Here is a 15,500-nt window from a genome sequence, read left to right on the forward strand (position 1 = left end):
ACGGAAAGTCATGCGCCGCGAGACGAAGAGTGCCCGCGTTGCGATCGCCCGTCGCAGGAACGAAACCAGCGGGGCGATCCCTCTTGGTGATGGGTACGATCGGCGGGTTGGAGGGGATGAGATGTTGCAGGTTCTGTACAGCGGGGAAACGAAAGAGCTCGAGCTCTCCGGGACGCGTCAAGGGCTGCTGGCGTTCGGGCAGCTGCTGCGGGGGAAGGCCGGAAGCTGTGATCTCTCGGAGAGCTCGTGCCCCTCTCCCTACGAGAGGTCGCTGTCGGAGATCGCGTTTCGGGAGGATCCGGAGCGGGCCACTGTTTCGATCGTCACGGAAGCCCAGGTCCTGAGGATCAAGGGAGGGCGGGAAGCTCTCGACCTCCTCGCCGACAACCTTGAGGGCTTCGCCTCCGAGGCGGGTGCAAGCGATCATTGCCACGTCGACTCCCCGACATACGACTACGTCGCGCCAGAGTCGGAATCGCTGGTGATTGCGTTCATGAAGTGAGCGACGAGCCTTCGGCCGCACCGCAGTTGAGCCCGTGGGCCTCAGTGCGGGAGAGCGATCGTGGGCCTGGTCGGGTTGCCGGACGGCCTCGGGTAAGGCGGCGGGCCATGACGCCGATCATGGCCCATCGAATCATCGTCTCGGAGTGGGCCGGCTGCTCTCGTAATCCCCGGGCGAGGCGCCGGTGGGCGGTCAGCCACGAGAAGGTGCGCTCTACCGCCCACCGCTTGGACTGGACCTGGAAACCGCGCTGGTCAGGGTCCTTGCGGACGATCTCCAGACCGCGGCCGAGGATCTGTGCGACCCACTCGACCAAGCGGCCGGAGAAGGCCTGGTCGGCCCAGACCTTCCGGACACCGGGATGGTCGAGCCTGGTCCACAGCAACGGCCGTTTCGCGCCGTCGCGGTCCTGGACGCTCGCCGCGACGACGTGGACGGCCGACAGCAGTCCGAGGGTGTCGGTGACGATGAACCGCTTGCGGCCCTTCACCTTCTTGCCCGCGTCGAATCCCCTGGTCGCAGCGGGGACGGTGTCGGCGGTGCGGACGGACTGCGAGTCGATCAGGCCCGTGCTCGGCTCCGCGTCGCGGCCGTCGGCCACGCGAATCTGGCCGCGCAGGGTGTCATGGATGCGCTCCACGGTGCCGTCGTCGTGCCACCACGTGAAGTACCAGTACACCGTCGGCCACGGAGCGAAGCCCTTCGGCAACTGCCGCCAGGCACACCCCCGTCCGCACCACGTAGAAGATCGCATCCACGATCCGCCGCCGCGGATGCTTCTCCCGCCGACCACCCTTCGGACCCACCCGCGCCGGCGGCAGTAACAGCTCCACCGGCGCCCACTGCTCATCCGTCAGGTCCGACGGATACCCACCCCCAACACCGCTCACAGAGGATTCAACGACCGCCTTGGCAACGGGAGACGGCAGATCTCAAACACGGTCTCAGGCGGTGTCGCTCGACACCTTGGAGCAGGTGATCAGCAAGGTTGAGGTGCCGACACGGTCGATCCCGACGATGAGCGGCGCGCTGCGGAGCAGGCTGCGCGGCGAGAACTTGAGGGGCAACAGAAGCGGGGTCGGAGAGGCAAGGCTGAAAATGCCCAAAGGACTTCAGTGACTGCGCACGCCGAATTGTGCACCCATCATCCCGGCCAAGGAGGTGGCTGAGGTTCTGCCTTTCCACCACATCCAAGGCTTGGCCGACGGGGTTCAGGCTTTGCCGGTGACCTGCGACGGGGCCGGCCACCGTGCACACGCCCGACCTGTTCGAAGGGCGCACCTTCGAAAGCCTCGAGGAAGGGATGGAGTTCGCGCAGGAGACCGGGTTCGGCACCCTCAAAGCCTACGATCGGGCGACGTCACCCCATCGACTCCAGAATCCGGTCGAGTGTCCGGCGCCCCATTCTGCTCATCGTCGGATTGGTCTCGACGTAGTACCAGACCACACCCACCGCCTGCTCGAACGCCCATGCCTTGCCGCGCTCCCACTCCAGATCGTCACAGGCCAGTGTCCGCCGGAGCACTTCCCGCGGGCCTGGCTGCAGAAGGTGCCAGGCACTGACCAGATCCAGCGCGGGGTCGGCCGGGCCGAAGCCGCCGGTGTCGAGTACGCCGCTGAGCCGGTCTCCCGCGACCAGTACATTGCCGGGAATCAAGTCACTATGACTCATCACGTCGGCACCCGTGCGTGGCAACTCCCGAAAGTGGCTCCACACCTGGCGCAGCCGGGGCACGTCGAGGAGCTCTTTACTCTCCTCGAAGCACTTCGCCATCCAGTCGTCATGGTGAGCGAGAACGCCGCCACGATTTTCGCCGCTGAAACGCCTCCCCCGCGTCTCGGCGCCCCGCAGGGCTGTGATGAGGGCCGCAAGGTCCTCGGCAAAAGCGTCCGACCCACTAGGGTCGGTATCAGAGGCGACCGTTCCCGGCAGCCAAGTCTGGATCGACCATGGCATGGGGTAACCCGCTCCAGGCTTTCCCAATGCCACGGGTTCCGGGGCGGGAAACAGAGACACCTGTGCCAGCTCCGCACTCGCCTGGGCTTCCTGTTCCAGAACCGCCAGTGCCTCGGCAGGATCGGCCAGACGCAGTGGGAATCGCGCGGAAAGGTCGTTCCCGATGCGGAAGATGGCGTTGACCGTCCCGGTCGACGGCAGGAGTCGGATCGCCTCGCCGCTCCACTGAGGGAACTGTTCTTGGATCAAGGTCGCAACGATTTCGGTGGTCACGTCCACCTGGTCCTCGTGCATGGTCACTCTCGCAGGCCCTTCCACTAGTCCATTTCGAAACGCCGGAAGCAGACCAGATCAACTGAGACAACAGCCAGTATTCATGCGCCGGGGTCCAGATCAACTGAGATTTTCGGCCGCCCGGGTGTCTCGACCGTTCTGGTCGCCCAGGTCACAGCCGCGGCCTCGGATCAGACGACTTGAGACGGGACAGATCCGCTTCGTCCGAGAACGACGTCGGCAGAGTGCCGAGTTCGACCTTGCGTACCCGGTTGAACGCCTCGCTGACGGCGTAGTCCGAGGCACCATCCGACGCGGCCCATGGACTGGGTCACGCCGAGATTCGCGAAGGCCCGGCGGAGGCGGCGGGAGGTGTACTCCCCGGATGCAACCGGCCGTCGGTGCCGCGGGCAGCGACAGCCATGTGCAGGGCAGCGGCGACGAGTTGGGCGTCATAGCGTTCACCCGCCCCTCCCTGCGCAGACGTTCCGCCCGCTCGGCCTCACGCAGCCGCCGACCCGGGCGCCGCCTCCGCAGGGCAGTCGGATGTCGCCGACGCATGGTGGCGCCGGCGCGAGATCCCTGTGCAGCGTGCCGGAGTTGACGTCGATTCGAGGGGAGAGACACATCACGGCCTGCCCGATACGGTCAACCGGCTCGGTCGCCGTCATCGCAGAACTGTCAGCACTGTCAGAACTGTCCGCCGGGCAACGCTTTACCAGATGCTGACATACCTGCAGTGGGCACAAATATACGATCCGCTACATGAACAGAGCTGCAAAGGTCGGCATAGCCGGTACGTGTACGGCACTGCTCGTCCTCGGGGGATACGGCGCCTACAACATCGCGCAGAGTCTGGCCTCGGGGGCCACGGACGACGCTCAGACCAAAGCGGCACACAGCTTCGACCCGGCGACGGTGTCGAGTTCACCACCGTCGGACGCCAAGGCCGTCAAGTTGACCCGGGCATTCCTGGACAGCTGGTCGCAGCAGCACCTCGACGAGGCGGCGGGCGCCACCGATGCACCGAGCACAGCCACGTCGGCACTGCGGGGCTACACGGACGGTCTGCACCTGACGAAGCTGACGTTTCAGCAGGTGGTGTCGGCCGGGCCGTCTAGGGTCACATCCGGCGCCACCAAGGTCACCTTCAACGTCACGGCCAAGGTGGCGGGCGGTACGTGGACCTATCCGAGCGCGGTGGCGGTGCTGCAGAGCGCCGGCGGCCAGGCGGCGGTGCACTGGAACAACTCCGTGCTCTACCCCGGCCTCGGCGACGACCAGTCGCTGACGGCGGGCAAGCTCCCCGCGGACGCGAGCACGGCGGAGGTCGTCGCAAGCGACGGGAAGACGGACCTGACCACGTTCCCCTCGCTGCGCGACATCGCGGCGACGATCCGCCAGAACGCCAAACCCAGTGGCGGCAGCTCCGGCACGGGTGTGGCTGTGGTGGGCTCGGCCGGCCAAGGTGTCAAGACGTTGAAGGTGTTCTCCAAGGGCCGGACCCCGAAGATCAGGACGACTATCGACGCGCACCTCCAGGAGGTGGCCGAGAGCGCGGTGAAGGACTCTCCCCTGCAAGGAAAACCGGCAGGGACGGTGGCACTCGACTGGCGCAGTGGCCACATCCTCGCGATCTCCCACACGGGTGCGGACGGCGACATCGCCATCAACGGCATCAAATCGCCGGGCTCCACCATGAAGATCATCACGTCGGCGGCCCTGTTCGACAAGGTCGGTCTCACTCCGAGCAGTCCGGCACCTTGCACGGACACGCTGACCGCCAACAGTCAGACCTTCCACAACGACCCGGGCGTGACGGCCAATCCGGCCTCCACCATCGCGCAGGCGTTCACCGTCTCGTGCAACACCTCCTTCATCAAGGACGGCTTCCACTACCTCGTCAACAACGGCGACGCCTCCGCCCTGCACGACGAGGCCGTGGGCGTCTTCGGTATGGGCAGCTGGTCCATCGGCGGCGGCGTGGCCACCACCGACCCGAGCATCCCGGGCGACGTCCAGGGCGGTGACCAGGCGGCCCAGTTCATCGGGCAGGGCAAGGTCACGGCCACACCGCTGTTCATGGCGTCCGTGGCGGCGACCGTACGCAACGTCGGCTTCGAACAGCCGATCATCCTGCCCGGACAGCACCAGGACAGCGCGCCGCAGCAGATCTCCAGCCGTACGGCCGCCTACCTGCAGTCGATGATGCGCGACGTGGCCACCAGCGGTACCGCGGCCCCGCGCCTGGGCGGCCTGGCCGGCGTCGGCGCCAAGACGGGTACGGCGGAGGAGGGTGATCACACCAACGGCTGGCTGACCGCCTACAACTCCCGTATCGCCGTGGCGGCGTTGGTCGAGGGCGGCAGTTCCGGTGTGAACTCCGCCGGATACGTCGTTCGACACCTGCTGACCGAGAGCTGATCCAAAGTGAGCCGAGACGGTCAGTACGAGTGAGCGGCCAGCAAGGTTGATGCGGTGGCGGGATGCGTCCCTGGTCCCGCTGCCGTCGGTTCGGAGTGTCAGAGGGGCGGCCGCTCGGCAGCGCCCGGACTCAGCTGCATCAGGGCGCTTGCACGGTCCGGTGGAAGAGCCGGCCGGCGAGATCGGCGCCGATGACCGCGCCGCTGGCGTCCCGAGAGAAGTAGCCGCGCTGTCCCCTGAGGCCACCTTCGGTGACGATGTACTCGTCGCCGTCGCCGGCAAGGAAGCCGATGGCTGCGGCCGGGTAGCCGGGCGGCATCTCCTCGTCCGACGCCTCACGGATCTCCGGCTTGATGTCGACGGCCAGGGTGAGGCGGCCGCCGTCGGTGGCGATGTCGAGGCTCATGGCGTCGATCTCGTAGCGGCCGACGACCTGCCGGGCCTGCTCCTCGTCGTACGGGACCGGCTCCGCCTCCCGCTCGACGACGTTGAGGTAGTGCTCCAGCGTCCACTGCACGACGGACTGGTTGAAGGGGTAGCCGTCCGGCCCGGCGTTGGCCAGGCAGACCACCGCGAAGTTGCGCTCCGGCACGATGAGCAGCTCGGCGAACTGGCCGTTGCCCGAGCCGCCGTGCCCGATCCCGAGCATGCCGTCCAGGTCGTGCAGGAACCAGCAGATGCCCAAGCCGTCCCCGAGCGAGCTGGCACGCAGCCTGATGGTCTGCTCCCGCATGCCGTGCAGCACCGGTGCAGGCAACACGCCGTCGCCGTGACCGAGTTGGAATCGCGCCCAGCGCAGCAGATCGCTCACCGAGGAAGCGAGGCCGCCGCCCGGGTTGTCGGCGCGCGCGCCCTCCTTGAACGCCCCCCACGGCCGGGCGGGGTGCAGTGCGCCGTCCTCGCCGCGGTTGTAGCCCACTGCGAACTTGCGGACCATCACCTCGGTCAGGCCGTACACGGTGTCGGAAAGGCCCACCGGCTCCAGGACGAGCGAGGCCATGGCCTGCTCGAAGGGCAGACCCGTGACCTTCTCGATGACCCGTCCGGCCAGGTTGTATCCGGCCTGGCTGTATGAGGAACGGGCGCCGGGCGGTGCGATCAGCGGCAACTCGGGCAGTTTCGCCACGAGTCCGGCCAGGGAGCGGTCGCCCTTGCCGTCGTCGATCAGGTTCCAGTCCAGGCCCGCGGTGTGGTTGAGCAGGTTGAGGACGGTGATCTGCGCCGCCGCTTGCTCGTCGGCGAGCTTCAGCTCGGGGACGTAGCGCCGCACCGGCGCGTCCAGGTCCACCTTCCCCTCCGCGACCAGGCGCATCAGCGCGGTCGCCGTGAAGGTCTTGGACACCGATGCCAGGTGGAACAGGGTGTTCTCATCGACCGGCAGCGGGTTGGCGAGGCTCGTCACCCCGTGCGCCACGTGGATTTCCTGGTCGTCCACAAGCACCCCGACGGCGACACCGGGAACCCCGAACTCCTTGGCCTGCGCCTCGACGAAAGCCGACAGCTTCTCCTGCGACATCGCTCCCCCTCCACACACTTGAACTAAGTACGAGGAGGAGCGTAGGCCGCGCCTTGAACAAAGTGCAAGCGTTGACGTGAACTAAGTGCAACTAAGGTGATGGTCATGCCGAGAGACACGCTGACCGCAGACCGGATCGTCCACGCGGCCATCGAACTGCTGGACGACGAGGGGCTGGACGGTCTCAACATGCGCAGCCTGGCCAAACGGCTCGGCTCGGCCGCCACTGCCGTCTACTGGCACATCAAGACCAAGGACGAGCTGGTCCGGCTCGCCAGCGACGCGATCTGGTACGAGATCGAGCAGCCCGATCTCGACGCCACCGACTGGCGTACCGCCGCTACCCTCCAGGCCGTCGGCATGCACGAGATGCTCACCCGGCACCCCTGGCTCGGCCAGGCGTTCGGCAGCCATCTCATGCACGGTCCCGGCCAGGCCCGCCATGACGATCTGAGCCTCGCCATCTACGAAAAGGCGGGCTTCACCGCCGCCGACGCGGACCGGGCAGCCGCCACCGTGCTCACCTTCGTACTCGGCAGCGCGCTGGGCCCCGCCGCGGAGGTGTCGCTGAAGCGCCGGCTGAGCAGGAACGGCGCGGATGCCGAGCCATTGATGACCGACGCCATGACACGCGCTACGGAGACCGCCCAGCAATACCCGCGGCTGCGCGCACGCCTCGGCACCCCCGCCGCCTCTCAGTACATCGCAGCGCCCGACAACACCTTCGAATTCGGCCTCCAGTCCATCCTCGACGGCTTCGAGGCCCGCCTCGCCACCGACCGCCCCAGCCGACGCCAGTGACCTCCACCGACACCACACGCCCGACCAGCCCATAACTGTTCTCGGCTTCGCACCGGCCCTCCTCGCCCACAGCGGACCATCCAGCGGGACACCGACGGGGTCCGAGCGTTGCTGCCCATGACTCTGTACCTGACGGTGCACTCAAGGGTCACGGCGACGGCGTCCTTCAGCCGGTGGGCGGCGAGGGAAAAGCGACCATAGCCATCGGGAGCTTGGCCACCTACACCATCCCCTGCGCGACCACACCCGCAACGACTTACAACGAGATCGGGCTGGGCAGCAGCAGGCAACATGTCCACATCACTGTCACGGCGAGCACCGGAATCCATTGGGGCTTGTCAGTCGGCTGGCGTCCCGGACACGAACGCCCGTCCTGACACACACGCCACCCCCGCCGAGGACTGACTGCCCTGAAGGCCTCAGGGCAGTCCGGAGTTGCTCACTGTCTGGGCGTCAGTTCCTATGGCGACGAGGACGCGGCCGGGGCCGCCCACAACCCTGACCAGACCGTGGTGTGAGCCGGCCCGCCGGGACAGGCGGAGGACGCAATCCCGTCCCGGCTGCGACTTCGCGCACTTCGTCGCTGAAGGCCCGTTCCCACCCTGAGATCTCGACGTGACGCGGAGGGCGACGGTTGTCGCACCAGGACTCGCCCCGTCCGGCAGACCACCACCACACGACCTGGCGGCCCGGCCGCAACCGGTAGTGAGACCGCGGACCGGCGGCGAGCACAGATGTCGACGGGCCCATGGTCCACCGACCGGAACCGGCTCCACCGGGACCCGGTCTCTCCAGACATGTGAGCCGGTCCCGAGGAGCGGGGATCGCACCCCGGTGCCGTGCAGCCGCACTCCGCAGTGCTCGTCCCTGCCACGTCCGGACCGGGTTCAGATGTCGATCACCAGGCCACGTCCCCGTGACGGTCGCGGAAGGCGCCGGTCGGGCCGTCCGCCCCGATGGTGGCGAGTTCGACGATCGCGTCGGTGCCCTCGCTCACTGTCTGCGGGCCGCTGTGCCCGTTGAAGTCGGTCGCGGTATAGCCCGGGTCGACCGCGTTCACTTTCACGTCGGACCAGGACTTCGCGTACTGCGTCGTCAGCATGGTCACGGCAGCCTTGGACGCGGTGTAGAGCGGTGCGACGGCCCGGCCCTCGGCGCGACCCGGGTCGTGGGTGGCCGCGAACGACCCCATCCCGCTGGACACATTGACGATGACCGGGTTCGCGGATTTGCGCAGCAGGGGCAGGAACGCGTGCGTCACCCGGACGATCCCCACGACATTGACCTCGAACACGGCGCTCGCGTCAGCAGCCGTGAGCTGGTCGGCGGGGCTGTGCGCCCCGAACACACCCGCATTGTTGATCAGTACGTCGATACCGCCCTCGCGGGCCCCGATGTCGTCGGCGGCCGCGGCCACCGACGCGTCGTCGGTCACGTCGATCTGGACGAAACGGGCACCGAGTGAGTCGGCGGCCGCCTGGCCGCGCGCACTGTCGCGAGCGCCGACGAGGACGGTGTGACCGGCCTCGATCAGTCGGCGGGCGGTCTCGTACCCGAGGGACTTGTTGGCTCCTGTGATGAACGTTGTGGTCATGCGTTCACTCTCGGCCGGTGCCGAGAGGAGAACCAGTGCCCCCTGCGACGGTAGGACTGCCAGTACCAGGCACAACGGCTGTCCGACAGACACAATGGTCCAGTGGACGAGACCCTGGGCAGGGCATTGCGCCGCTGGCGCGACCGGCTTTCCCCTCTCGACGTCGGACGGACATCGCGGCCCGGACGACGTGCGTCGGGATTGCGACGCGAGGAACTGGCCGACCTCGCGGGGCTGTCGGTCGACTATGTGGTGCGGCTGGAGCAGGGGCGCGCCACGAGCCCGTCGGCACAGGTCGTCGCGAGCCTGGCCAGGGCACTGCAACTACAGCCCGCGGAGCGGGATTACGCCTACCGGCTGGCTGGCCTTCTTCCACCCCAGGACGGCACGATCTCCACGCATGTGCCGGCGGGGGTCCAACGGATGCTGGCCCGCCTCGGAGAGTTCCCCGTAGGCGTGTTCAGTGCAGACTGGACCTTGCTGTCCTGGACTCCCGCCTGGGCGGTGCTGATGGGCGACCCCAGCGCGCGGACCCACGTCGAGCGGAATCTGGTGCGGTCGGTCTTCGCCACCGGGCCCAGAGGGCTCGCGGCCTGGCCCGTGATCCAGGACGGCGACGCCCTGCACCCCGCCCTCGTCGCCGATCTGCGTACGGCCCTCATCGACTACCCCCACGACAGTGCACTCGTCGACCTCGTCGCCGAACTGCGCTCCACCAGTGCGGAGTTCACCCGACTGTGGGACGAGGGCGCGGTCGGCCCGCACGTCTCTGCCCGCAAGACCGTCGTGCACCCCCAGGTCGGCGAGGTGACGTGCGACTGCGACGTGCTCACCGTCCCGGGATGCGACGTCCGCCTCGTCGTCTACACGGTGGCCGCGGGTTCGGTCGACGCGGAAAAGCTGGAGTTCCTGCGCGTCACGAACGGCGTCCGCGCCGACGACTCCTCGCCTCCGAGCCCCGGCTTGTTCTCCATGCCGTGACGAGTCGGCCGGCAGACCCCCGTCGAGCCCCTGTCCGCCTGCCCTCCCAGGGCCGGGCCCTCGCGCATCGGGCACGGAGCACCGGTGACCGCGGACTCCGGCAAGCAGGACGCCCTCATCCCCCTCAAGCCGCAGGAACGCTCCGACACGCAGACCGGGTGCCTGGTCCGGTGACCGCTGACCGCTGACCGACCCCAGGTGCCTGCCGATACGCTGACGCATCGCTACTGCTGGAGGAACGGATGAGCCTCGCGATGCATGCCGTCGCACTGTACTTGCGGGTCACCGCCAAGCCCGGCTCGTCGACCGCGGCGCGTGCCCAGGACAGGATGCGCAAGCCGAAGGGTTCCGCACAGCCACCGGCCGCGCTGGGCCGACGCCACGAGCTGTCCGTGCGGCAGGTGGCCGGGTTCGCCTGCTGGACCGTCCTGCCACGTGGGAAGGCGGTCACTCGTGGTGCGGTGTACCTGCATGGCGGGGCCTACACCAGCGAGATCACCACACAGCACTGGGCCTTTGTCGGTGCGCTGGCCGACGAGGGCGTCCAGGTCGAGGTGCCGTTGTACGGCCTGGCCCCGCAGCACACTTCCGCGAGGCGTATCCGCTGGTGACCGAGGTGTACCGGCAGTTGCTCGAACGGTTGCCGGCCTCGTCGGTGACCCTGGCCGGCGACTCGGCCGGCGCCGGTCTCGCGCTCGGGGTCGCCCAAGAGCTCCGGGCGGCAGGCCTGCCGCAGCCCCGCCGGATCGTCCTGATCTCCCCCTGGCTCGACCTCACGCTCAGCCAACCCGCGGTGCAGGACGTCGCACGACATGACCCGTGGTTGTCGCCGGCCGGCCTCGTCGAGATGGGGCGCGTCTGGGCGGGCGGTGACGACCCGTCCGACCCTCGCCTGAGCCCGATCAACGGCCCGTTGACCGGCCTCGCACCGGTATCGGTGTACATCGGCACCCGCGACATCTTCTACCCGGACGTGTGCCGCCTGCGCGACCGCGCCGCCGCCGAGGGAACGACGCACGACGTGACGGTCTGCGCGAACGCCGTGCACGTCTACCCACTGACTCCCACACCCGAAGGCCGGGCCGCGGCCACCCGCATCGTGAGGGACATCTCTCGGTAGCGGAGTTTTCAGGTGCCCGACATCACCCCCGTACGACACAGGCTTGGGGCGGCCGGTAGCCCAGGCCGCGCTCTCTGATGCGCCTCAGGACCCTTTCGAACGGCCGACGCGTGAGCGTGCGAGCCCGTGGGCGTCCGGTTCGACGGTGACACCGCCGGACGGCTCCTTCTGGGCGATGGGAAGAAGCCGACCAACCCGGGAGATCGTCGTCGCCTTCACGGTACGCGTCGAACAGCAGGTGATCGAGGGGCCGCCGGGTCACCCTGGCGCGCGGCTTCAGACGCGGACGCGGAGGTCGCGCCAGCCGGCGTTGAGTCTTTGTCCGCGCAGAGACGTGCCGGCGCGGTCGTCAATGGGGTGCACGGTGAAGACGCGCATGCCGATCTTGAGTTAGGCGGGGAGTTCGGCCACCAGCTCTTCGTGCGCGGTTCTTTCCTCCATCAGCCAGGTGATCCTTCTGGCGGCGGTGTCGAGGCCGATCTCGCAGTGGTGGAGCTGGCGGCCGGGCGCCGCGGGAGGGCCGTAGAGCGGGTCGCTCACCGCGCGCGTTAAGGGTGAGGCCACCCCCGGGGGCGTACGGCAGGCGGTCGGTGCAACGCCCCTACGACCGTCCCGGCAGACGTCATCGACTCCTCGGCGGCCGGAATGCGGCCCCAGGCCGCGGTGATGCTCGGATCAGCGACCGGAATCGCGGCATCGTCAAGCGCCAACCCGAGCACTTCCTGCCATCAGCAACTCTGTGGGGTACCGCCGGCATGCGCAGGGGCGCGGAGTGGCCTCACTGTGGGACCGAAGCCCCCACCAGCCCTGCGTACGGCCGGCCCCACCTCACGTGCCGGGCTGTCGCCGGCCGGGCGCTCCCACGCGCAAGCCGTCCATGATGATGTCCAGGAGGCGGGCGGCCTGGCCGTGCCAGTCCCCGCTGACGTCGATCTCCCAGATGCCCGCGATGGCAAGGAGGAAGTCGTCGACGCTCACTCCCGGGCGGATGGTGCCGGCCTCGTGGTTGGCGTCGAGCAGGAGCTTGATCGCATCGACGACCAGGGAGTACCCCGGTCTTTCCGGACCACCGGTCGCCCGCGTGGCCTGCCGCAGCGCCTCGGCGAGACCGGCCTTGGCCATGGCGAAGACGGCGAGGCGGTCCATCCACTCACGAAGGGCCCGGTCGGGCTCCCTGCTCCGCAGCAACTCGGCCGCACCCTCGGTGAGCCGCTCCACCTCACGGCGGTGCACCTCCAGCACGAGCGCCTCACGACTGGGAAAGTTGCGGTAGAACGTTCCCTGTCCGACGCCGGCCTTCTTCGCGATCACACTCAACGGGACGGCCGCCGAACGCGACAGCTCGACCAGCGCCACCTCCAGAATCCGCCCGCGGTTGCGCTGCGCGTCCGAACGCTGCGGCACATCGTTCCTCGACTCCACTCACCCTCCTTCGGGCCCACTCCGGAAGACACTCCCAGATCGGACAGCCGCCGACAGCGCCCCCGATATCGGACTGGTGTCCGCTTAGAGGCTCACCTTAGCGGGCGACGAGTCCGGCTCGGGCTCGCCTTGCGCTTCGGGAACGGGGTGGAGCGGGCCGCCAACGAGTCCCTGAGGAGATAGGCGACCCCGCGCGGACGTCCAGGCCGCCGGACATGAGGGGGCACTCCCCGTTGGCCCGACGGGCGGACGGCGCGGGCGTCACTCCGGCTACTACGAGCGGCAAAGTAGTGGACGGCTATCCGGTCAGGAGACGCCCCACGGGTGTGGCCGGGTAAGCACTTCCAGGCCGCACACGTCTCTTCAGTGTCTCCACGTCACTCTGAGAACGAGGCCAGTCGTCGCGGAGGACTCGGACCGCGACTCGGACGCCGACACTGCCGAAGAACGTCGATCGGTTGGGCCCCGGCGATGGCCTCTGTCGTGCGGTGGGCGTGTTCGGGCACCGCACACAGCCAGTAGAGGGTTCGTACTGAGATGTGAGTCCGGGGTCGGTCAGATGCGCGCGCATCGGCGAAAACACGGGTGAGGAGGGTGTCCCTCCGCGACCGACCGCCGGGGCGAACTCACCGGGCCCCACGCTGAACTCGCCACCGCGGAATGGGGGACCGATCGGTGCGACGACCAGCGCCTCCAGATGGCCATCAGCGGCCTCCGGACTCCTGGACATGAGACCAACTACGGGGTAACACGAGCCCCGGCCGGCTGGTGCCGTTGAGGAATCAGAGGGCGGTTATTCATGGGTGACCGAATTTACGGCTATGCGTTCGGCGTCGGTGTTTGCGCCAGTGCGTTCCTGCGAAGGATGAGACTGTCGGCGTTCCTACCTGAAGGTTGCATCGGCGTGGGGGCCAAGTCCGGGTGAACGGATGCTTCTCCCCGCACGAGCCCTTCCTTCTTGAACGGGGCCCCATGGACAACCATCACGCCTGGCCAGGTGCGGTTCCCGAGCAGGGGCTCTTCTCGCTCGCCGACCTGGAACCAGCGTTGATCAAGGAACTCACCACGCGGTCGGTCGATCTGTTCCAGGACAGGAACGGCCACGACCGCCCGCTGGAGGGCCAGGCCGTCGGTGTGCTGTTCACCAAGACGTCCACGCGCACACGTACCGCCTTCACGGTCGGCGCCACCCGCCTTGGCGGCACCGCGGTCCCCTTCGGTCCGCACGATCTGCAACTCAACACCGGGGAAACACTCGAGGACACCGGGCGGGTACTCGGCTCCATGCTCGATGCCCTGGTCGCCCGGACCTCGGGGCCTCTGGACGAGCTCAGGATGCTGTCCCGCCAGGGCCACCTCCCCGTGGTCAACGCGATGGCCGCACAGGAGCACCCCAGCCAGGGCGTCTGCGACCTCGCGACTCTCCGCCACGTCTTCGGCGATCCGACCGGCGTGCGTCTGCTCTACGTGGGCGAGGGCAACAACACCGCGGTGGCCCTGGCCCATGGACTCGCCGCCGTTCCGGATGCCCGGGTCACCTTCGCGACGCCTGCCGGATACGGCGTGCCGGAAAGCGAGTTGAGAGTGGCGGCCCGTCGAGCCGAGGGGGTCGGGGCGGCCGTCGAGCAGATCCACGATCTGGCGTTTGCCCCGAAGGACGTCGACGTCATCTACACCACCCGCTGGCAGACCACGGGCACCCACAAGACGGACCCGGCCTGGCGCGAGGCATTCCGCCCCTTCCATGTGGACGGCACATTGCTGAAGCGCTGGCCACGTGCGGTATTCATGCACGATCTGCCCGCCCATCGCGGTGAGGAGGTCACCGGCGAAGTCCTCGACGGAGCCCGGTCACTGGCATGGACCCAGGCATCGATGAAGCTGGCCAGCGCCATGGCGATCCTGGAGTGGACGACCATGCCGCGCAGCTGATCACCCCTTGACGAACAGAGGTGGGCATTGCCCAGCTTTTCGCGTGTCACGGCCTACACACACCTGCGGGAAGACGATCTCGTCAGACCCATGTCCGCCCAGGTCTTCTTCGATCCAGCAGATACGGAAACCGGGATCTGGGCGGCCCATGACCTCATCACCGACGGATGCGGCGTGCTGGACCTCGGCTCGGGCAGCGGCGCCGCAGCAGCGGCCATGGCTCGGGCCGGCGCACGGGTCCACGGGGTGGACCGAGGCGCGGAGACCGTCGCGTGGGCGGCCGAGCACTACGCCTCCCGAGCAGGCGACCCGAGGGTCACCTTCGCCCTCGGGGACTTCTCCACGCTCTCCGCCGAGGAACTGATGGCCACCGCGCCGACGCCGCTTCCTCGGCCACTGATCGTCACCAGCAACCCGCCGTACGTCCCCTTCACCACCCGGACGAACGATCCGCGCACGTCCATCAACGGCGGAACGGACGGACTGAGGCTGCTCCCCGCGATCATCGAGCACTGCCGTTCGCTGCGGAGCGATCTCGCACTCACCATCGGAAGCTACTCGACCCCGCGCACGGCCGCGCGGCTGCTGGAGACAGCCGGCCTGCTCATCCACGCCGTCACACTGTGCCCACTTGCACTGGGTGAATTCACCCTGAGCAACATGGAACAGGTGCTGACTCTCGAGAAGCGGGGCGAGGCTGTGCTGTGGCGCAGGACGCCCGTGGAACCCCCCGCCTACTTCGCGTTGGGGCTCGCCTGCCGCTGGAGCGAAGCTGCCGGGCCGCACGGGGCTCGCCGGGCGCGCCATTGGACCGGCGAAGATCTCATACGACTGCTGCGGGCCGCGGCCGCATCACGCGACCCCTGGCTGGAGGCACTGGACAGCATGCCCTCGGGCTGCCGGCCCGGACCACTGAGGGTGCTGGACCTGCCGGCACAGGCTGACCGTCACCACTGGTGAACGTGTCTGGCGTCCCCT

Annotated in this window: 15 protein-coding genes and 1 pseudogene; 8 read left to right on the forward strand and 8 right to left on the reverse strand. The window is 68.3% G+C overall.

The window, feature by feature from the left end:
• The first annotated feature begins 10 nt into the window (after positions 1 to 10).
• On the forward strand, positions 11 to 502 hold the full coding sequence (locus ABZT02_RS10935; RefSeq protein ID WP_356016394.1) for a hypothetical protein: 492 nt from the start codon (positions 11 to 13) through the stop codon (positions 500 to 502).
• Here the strand turns inward: ABZT02_RS10935 and ABZT02_RS10940 are convergent.
• The 4 genes and pseudogenes from ABZT02_RS10940 to ABZT02_RS10955 form a co-directional block, all read right to left on the reverse strand.
• A complete protein-coding gene (locus ABZT02_RS10940) occupies positions 492 to 1,256 on the reverse strand; it encodes an IS5 family transposase (RefSeq protein WP_356016396.1) in 765 nt (254 codons plus the stop codon). The two genes, ABZT02_RS10935 and ABZT02_RS10940, sit on opposite strands and share 11 nt — an antisense overlap.
• A 28-nt stretch (positions 1,257 to 1,284) precedes the next feature.
• Positions 1,285 to 1,392: pseudogene (locus tag ABZT02_RS10945) on the reverse strand (hypothetical protein); the annotation flags it as partial.
• A 54-nt stretch (positions 1,393 to 1,446) separates the two neighbouring features.
• On the reverse strand, positions 1,447 to 1,608 hold the full coding sequence (locus ABZT02_RS10950; protein WP_356016398.1) for a hypothetical protein: 162 nt from the start codon (positions 1,606 to 1,608) through the stop codon (positions 1,447 to 1,449).
• A 254-nt stretch (positions 1,609 to 1,862) separates the two neighbouring features.
• A complete protein-coding gene (locus tag ABZT02_RS10955; protein WP_356017102.1) occupies positions 1,863 to 2,753 on the reverse strand; it encodes an aminoglycoside phosphotransferase family protein in 891 nt (296 codons plus the stop codon).
• 744 nt (positions 2,754 to 3,497) lie between these two features.
• Here ABZT02_RS10955 and ABZT02_RS10960 point away from each other — a divergent pair.
• Positions 3,498 to 5,156 carry a penicillin-binding transpeptidase domain-containing protein gene (locus tag ABZT02_RS10960; RefSeq protein WP_356016400.1) on the forward strand — a complete coding sequence of 553 codons (1,659 nt, stop codon included), beginning with the start codon at positions 3,498 to 3,500 and terminating at the stop codon, positions 5,154 to 5,156.
• A 139-nt stretch (positions 5,157 to 5,295) separates the two neighbouring features.
• Here ABZT02_RS10960 and ABZT02_RS10965 read toward each other — a convergent pair whose 3' ends face one another.
• Positions 5,296 to 6,672 carry a serine hydrolase domain-containing protein gene (locus ABZT02_RS10965; protein ID WP_356016402.1) on the reverse strand — a complete coding sequence of 459 codons (1,377 nt, stop codon included), beginning with the start codon at positions 6,670 to 6,672 and terminating at the stop codon, positions 5,296 to 5,298.
• 105 nt (positions 6,673 to 6,777) lie between these two features.
• Between ABZT02_RS10965 and ABZT02_RS10970 the strand changes: the two genes are divergently transcribed.
• Positions 6,778 to 7,473, forward strand: coding sequence for a TetR/AcrR family transcriptional regulator (locus ABZT02_RS10970; protein WP_356016404.1), 696 nt, complete (start codon positions 6,778 to 6,780; stop codon positions 7,471 to 7,473).
• Positions 7,474 to 8,371: 898 nt separating this feature from the next.
• Here ABZT02_RS10970 and ABZT02_RS10975 read toward each other — a convergent pair.
• Positions 8,372 to 9,067: an SDR family NAD(P)-dependent oxidoreductase gene (locus ABZT02_RS10975; protein ID WP_356016405.1), complete on the reverse strand. Its 696-nt coding sequence runs from the start codon at positions 9,065 to 9,067 to the stop codon at positions 8,372 to 8,374.
• Between the two features lie 102 nt (positions 9,068 to 9,169).
• Between ABZT02_RS10975 and ABZT02_RS10980 the strand changes: the two genes are divergently transcribed.
• The 3 genes from ABZT02_RS10980 to ABZT02_RS10990 all read left to right on the forward strand — a co-directional run bounded on the left by ABZT02_RS10980 (position 9,170) and on the right by ABZT02_RS10990 (position 11,168).
• A complete protein-coding gene (locus ABZT02_RS10980; RefSeq protein WP_356016407.1) occupies positions 9,170 to 10,048 on the forward strand; it encodes a helix-turn-helix transcriptional regulator in 879 nt (292 codons plus the stop codon).
• Positions 10,049 to 10,302: 254 nt separating this feature from the next.
• The gene (locus tag ABZT02_RS10985; RefSeq protein WP_356016408.1) at positions 10,303 to 10,659 is read left to right on the forward strand and encodes a hypothetical protein; all 357 of its coding nucleotides are present in this window, start codon (positions 10,303 to 10,305) and stop codon (positions 10,657 to 10,659) included.
• A complete protein-coding gene (locus ABZT02_RS10990) occupies positions 10,656 to 11,168 on the forward strand; it encodes an alpha/beta hydrolase fold domain-containing protein (protein ID WP_356016409.1) in 513 nt (170 codons plus the stop codon). Before ABZT02_RS10985 ends, ABZT02_RS10990 begins: the two co-directional genes overlap by 4 nt.
• Before the next feature lie 390 nt (positions 11,169 to 11,558).
• On the opposite strand, the gene ABZT02_RS10995 is transcribed toward ABZT02_RS10990, so the two are convergent.
• Together ABZT02_RS10995 and ABZT02_RS11000 are read right to left on the reverse strand one after the other, a co-directional pair.
• Positions 11,559 to 11,732 (reverse strand): hypothetical protein, encoded by a 174-nt coding sequence (locus ABZT02_RS10995; protein WP_356016411.1) that lies wholly within the window; start codon positions 11,730 to 11,732, stop codon positions 11,559 to 11,561.
• 264 nt (positions 11,733 to 11,996) lie between these two features.
• Positions 11,997 to 12,590, reverse strand: a complete 594-nt coding sequence (locus ABZT02_RS11000) for a TetR/AcrR family transcriptional regulator (RefSeq protein WP_356016413.1) — start codon at positions 12,588 to 12,590, stop codon at positions 11,997 to 11,999.
• Between the two features lie 972 nt (positions 12,591 to 13,562).
• Between ABZT02_RS11000 and ABZT02_RS11005 the strand changes: the two genes are divergently transcribed.
• Entirely contained in the window at positions 13,563 to 14,522 is a 960-nt protein-coding gene (locus ABZT02_RS11005) for an ornithine carbamoyltransferase (protein WP_356016414.1), read from the forward strand.
• Between the two features lie 90 nt (positions 14,523 to 14,612).
• Entirely contained in the window at positions 14,613 to 15,482 is an 870-nt protein-coding gene (locus ABZT02_RS11010) for a methyltransferase domain-containing protein (RefSeq protein WP_356016415.1), read from the forward strand.
• Positions 15,483 to 15,500: the final 18 nt, after the last annotated feature.

The organism is Streptomyces sp. NPDC005402 (assembly GCF_040606575.1).
Lineage (GTDB): Bacteria > Actinomycetota > Actinomycetes > Streptomycetales > Streptomycetaceae > Streptomyces.

Bases quoted from the DNA above. Each gene is read 5' to 3' on its own strand.
- ABZT02_RS10960 (WP_356016400.1), top strand. From the start codon at position 3,498: ATGAACAGAGCTGCAAAGGTCGGCATAGCCGGTACGTGTACGGCACTG.
- ABZT02_RS10985 (WP_356016408.1), top strand. From the start codon at position 10,303: ATGCATGCCGTCGCACTGTACTTGCGGGTCACCGCCAAGCCCGGCTCG.
- ABZT02_RS11005 (WP_356016414.1), top strand. From the start codon at position 13,563: ATGGACAACCATCACGCCTGGCCAGGTGCGGTTCCCGAGCAGGGGCTC.
- ABZT02_RS10975 (WP_356016405.1), bottom strand. From the start codon at position 9,067: ATGACCACAACGTTCATCACAGGAGCCAACAAGTCCCTCGGGTACGAG.
- ABZT02_RS11010 (WP_356016415.1), top strand. From the start codon at position 14,613: ATGTCCGCCCAGGTCTTCTTCGATCCAGCAGATACGGAAACCGGGATC.
- ABZT02_RS10970 (WP_356016404.1), top strand. From the start codon at position 6,778: ATGCCGAGAGACACGCTGACCGCAGACCGGATCGTCCACGCGGCCATC.
- ABZT02_RS10965 (WP_356016402.1), bottom strand. From the start codon at position 6,672: ATGTCGCAGGAGAAGCTGTCGGCTTTCGTCGAGGCGCAGGCCAAGGAG.
- ABZT02_RS10955 (WP_356017102.1), bottom strand. From the start codon at position 2,753: ATGCACGAGGACCAGGTGGACGTGACCACCGAAATCGTTGCGACCTTG.
- ABZT02_RS10940 (WP_356016396.1), bottom strand. From the start codon at position 1,256: ATGCGATCTTCTACGTGGTGCGGACGGGGGTGTGCCTGGCGGCAGTTG.
- ABZT02_RS10935 (WP_356016394.1), top strand. From the start codon at position 11: ATGCGCCGCGAGACGAAGAGTGCCCGCGTTGCGATCGCCCGTCGCAGG.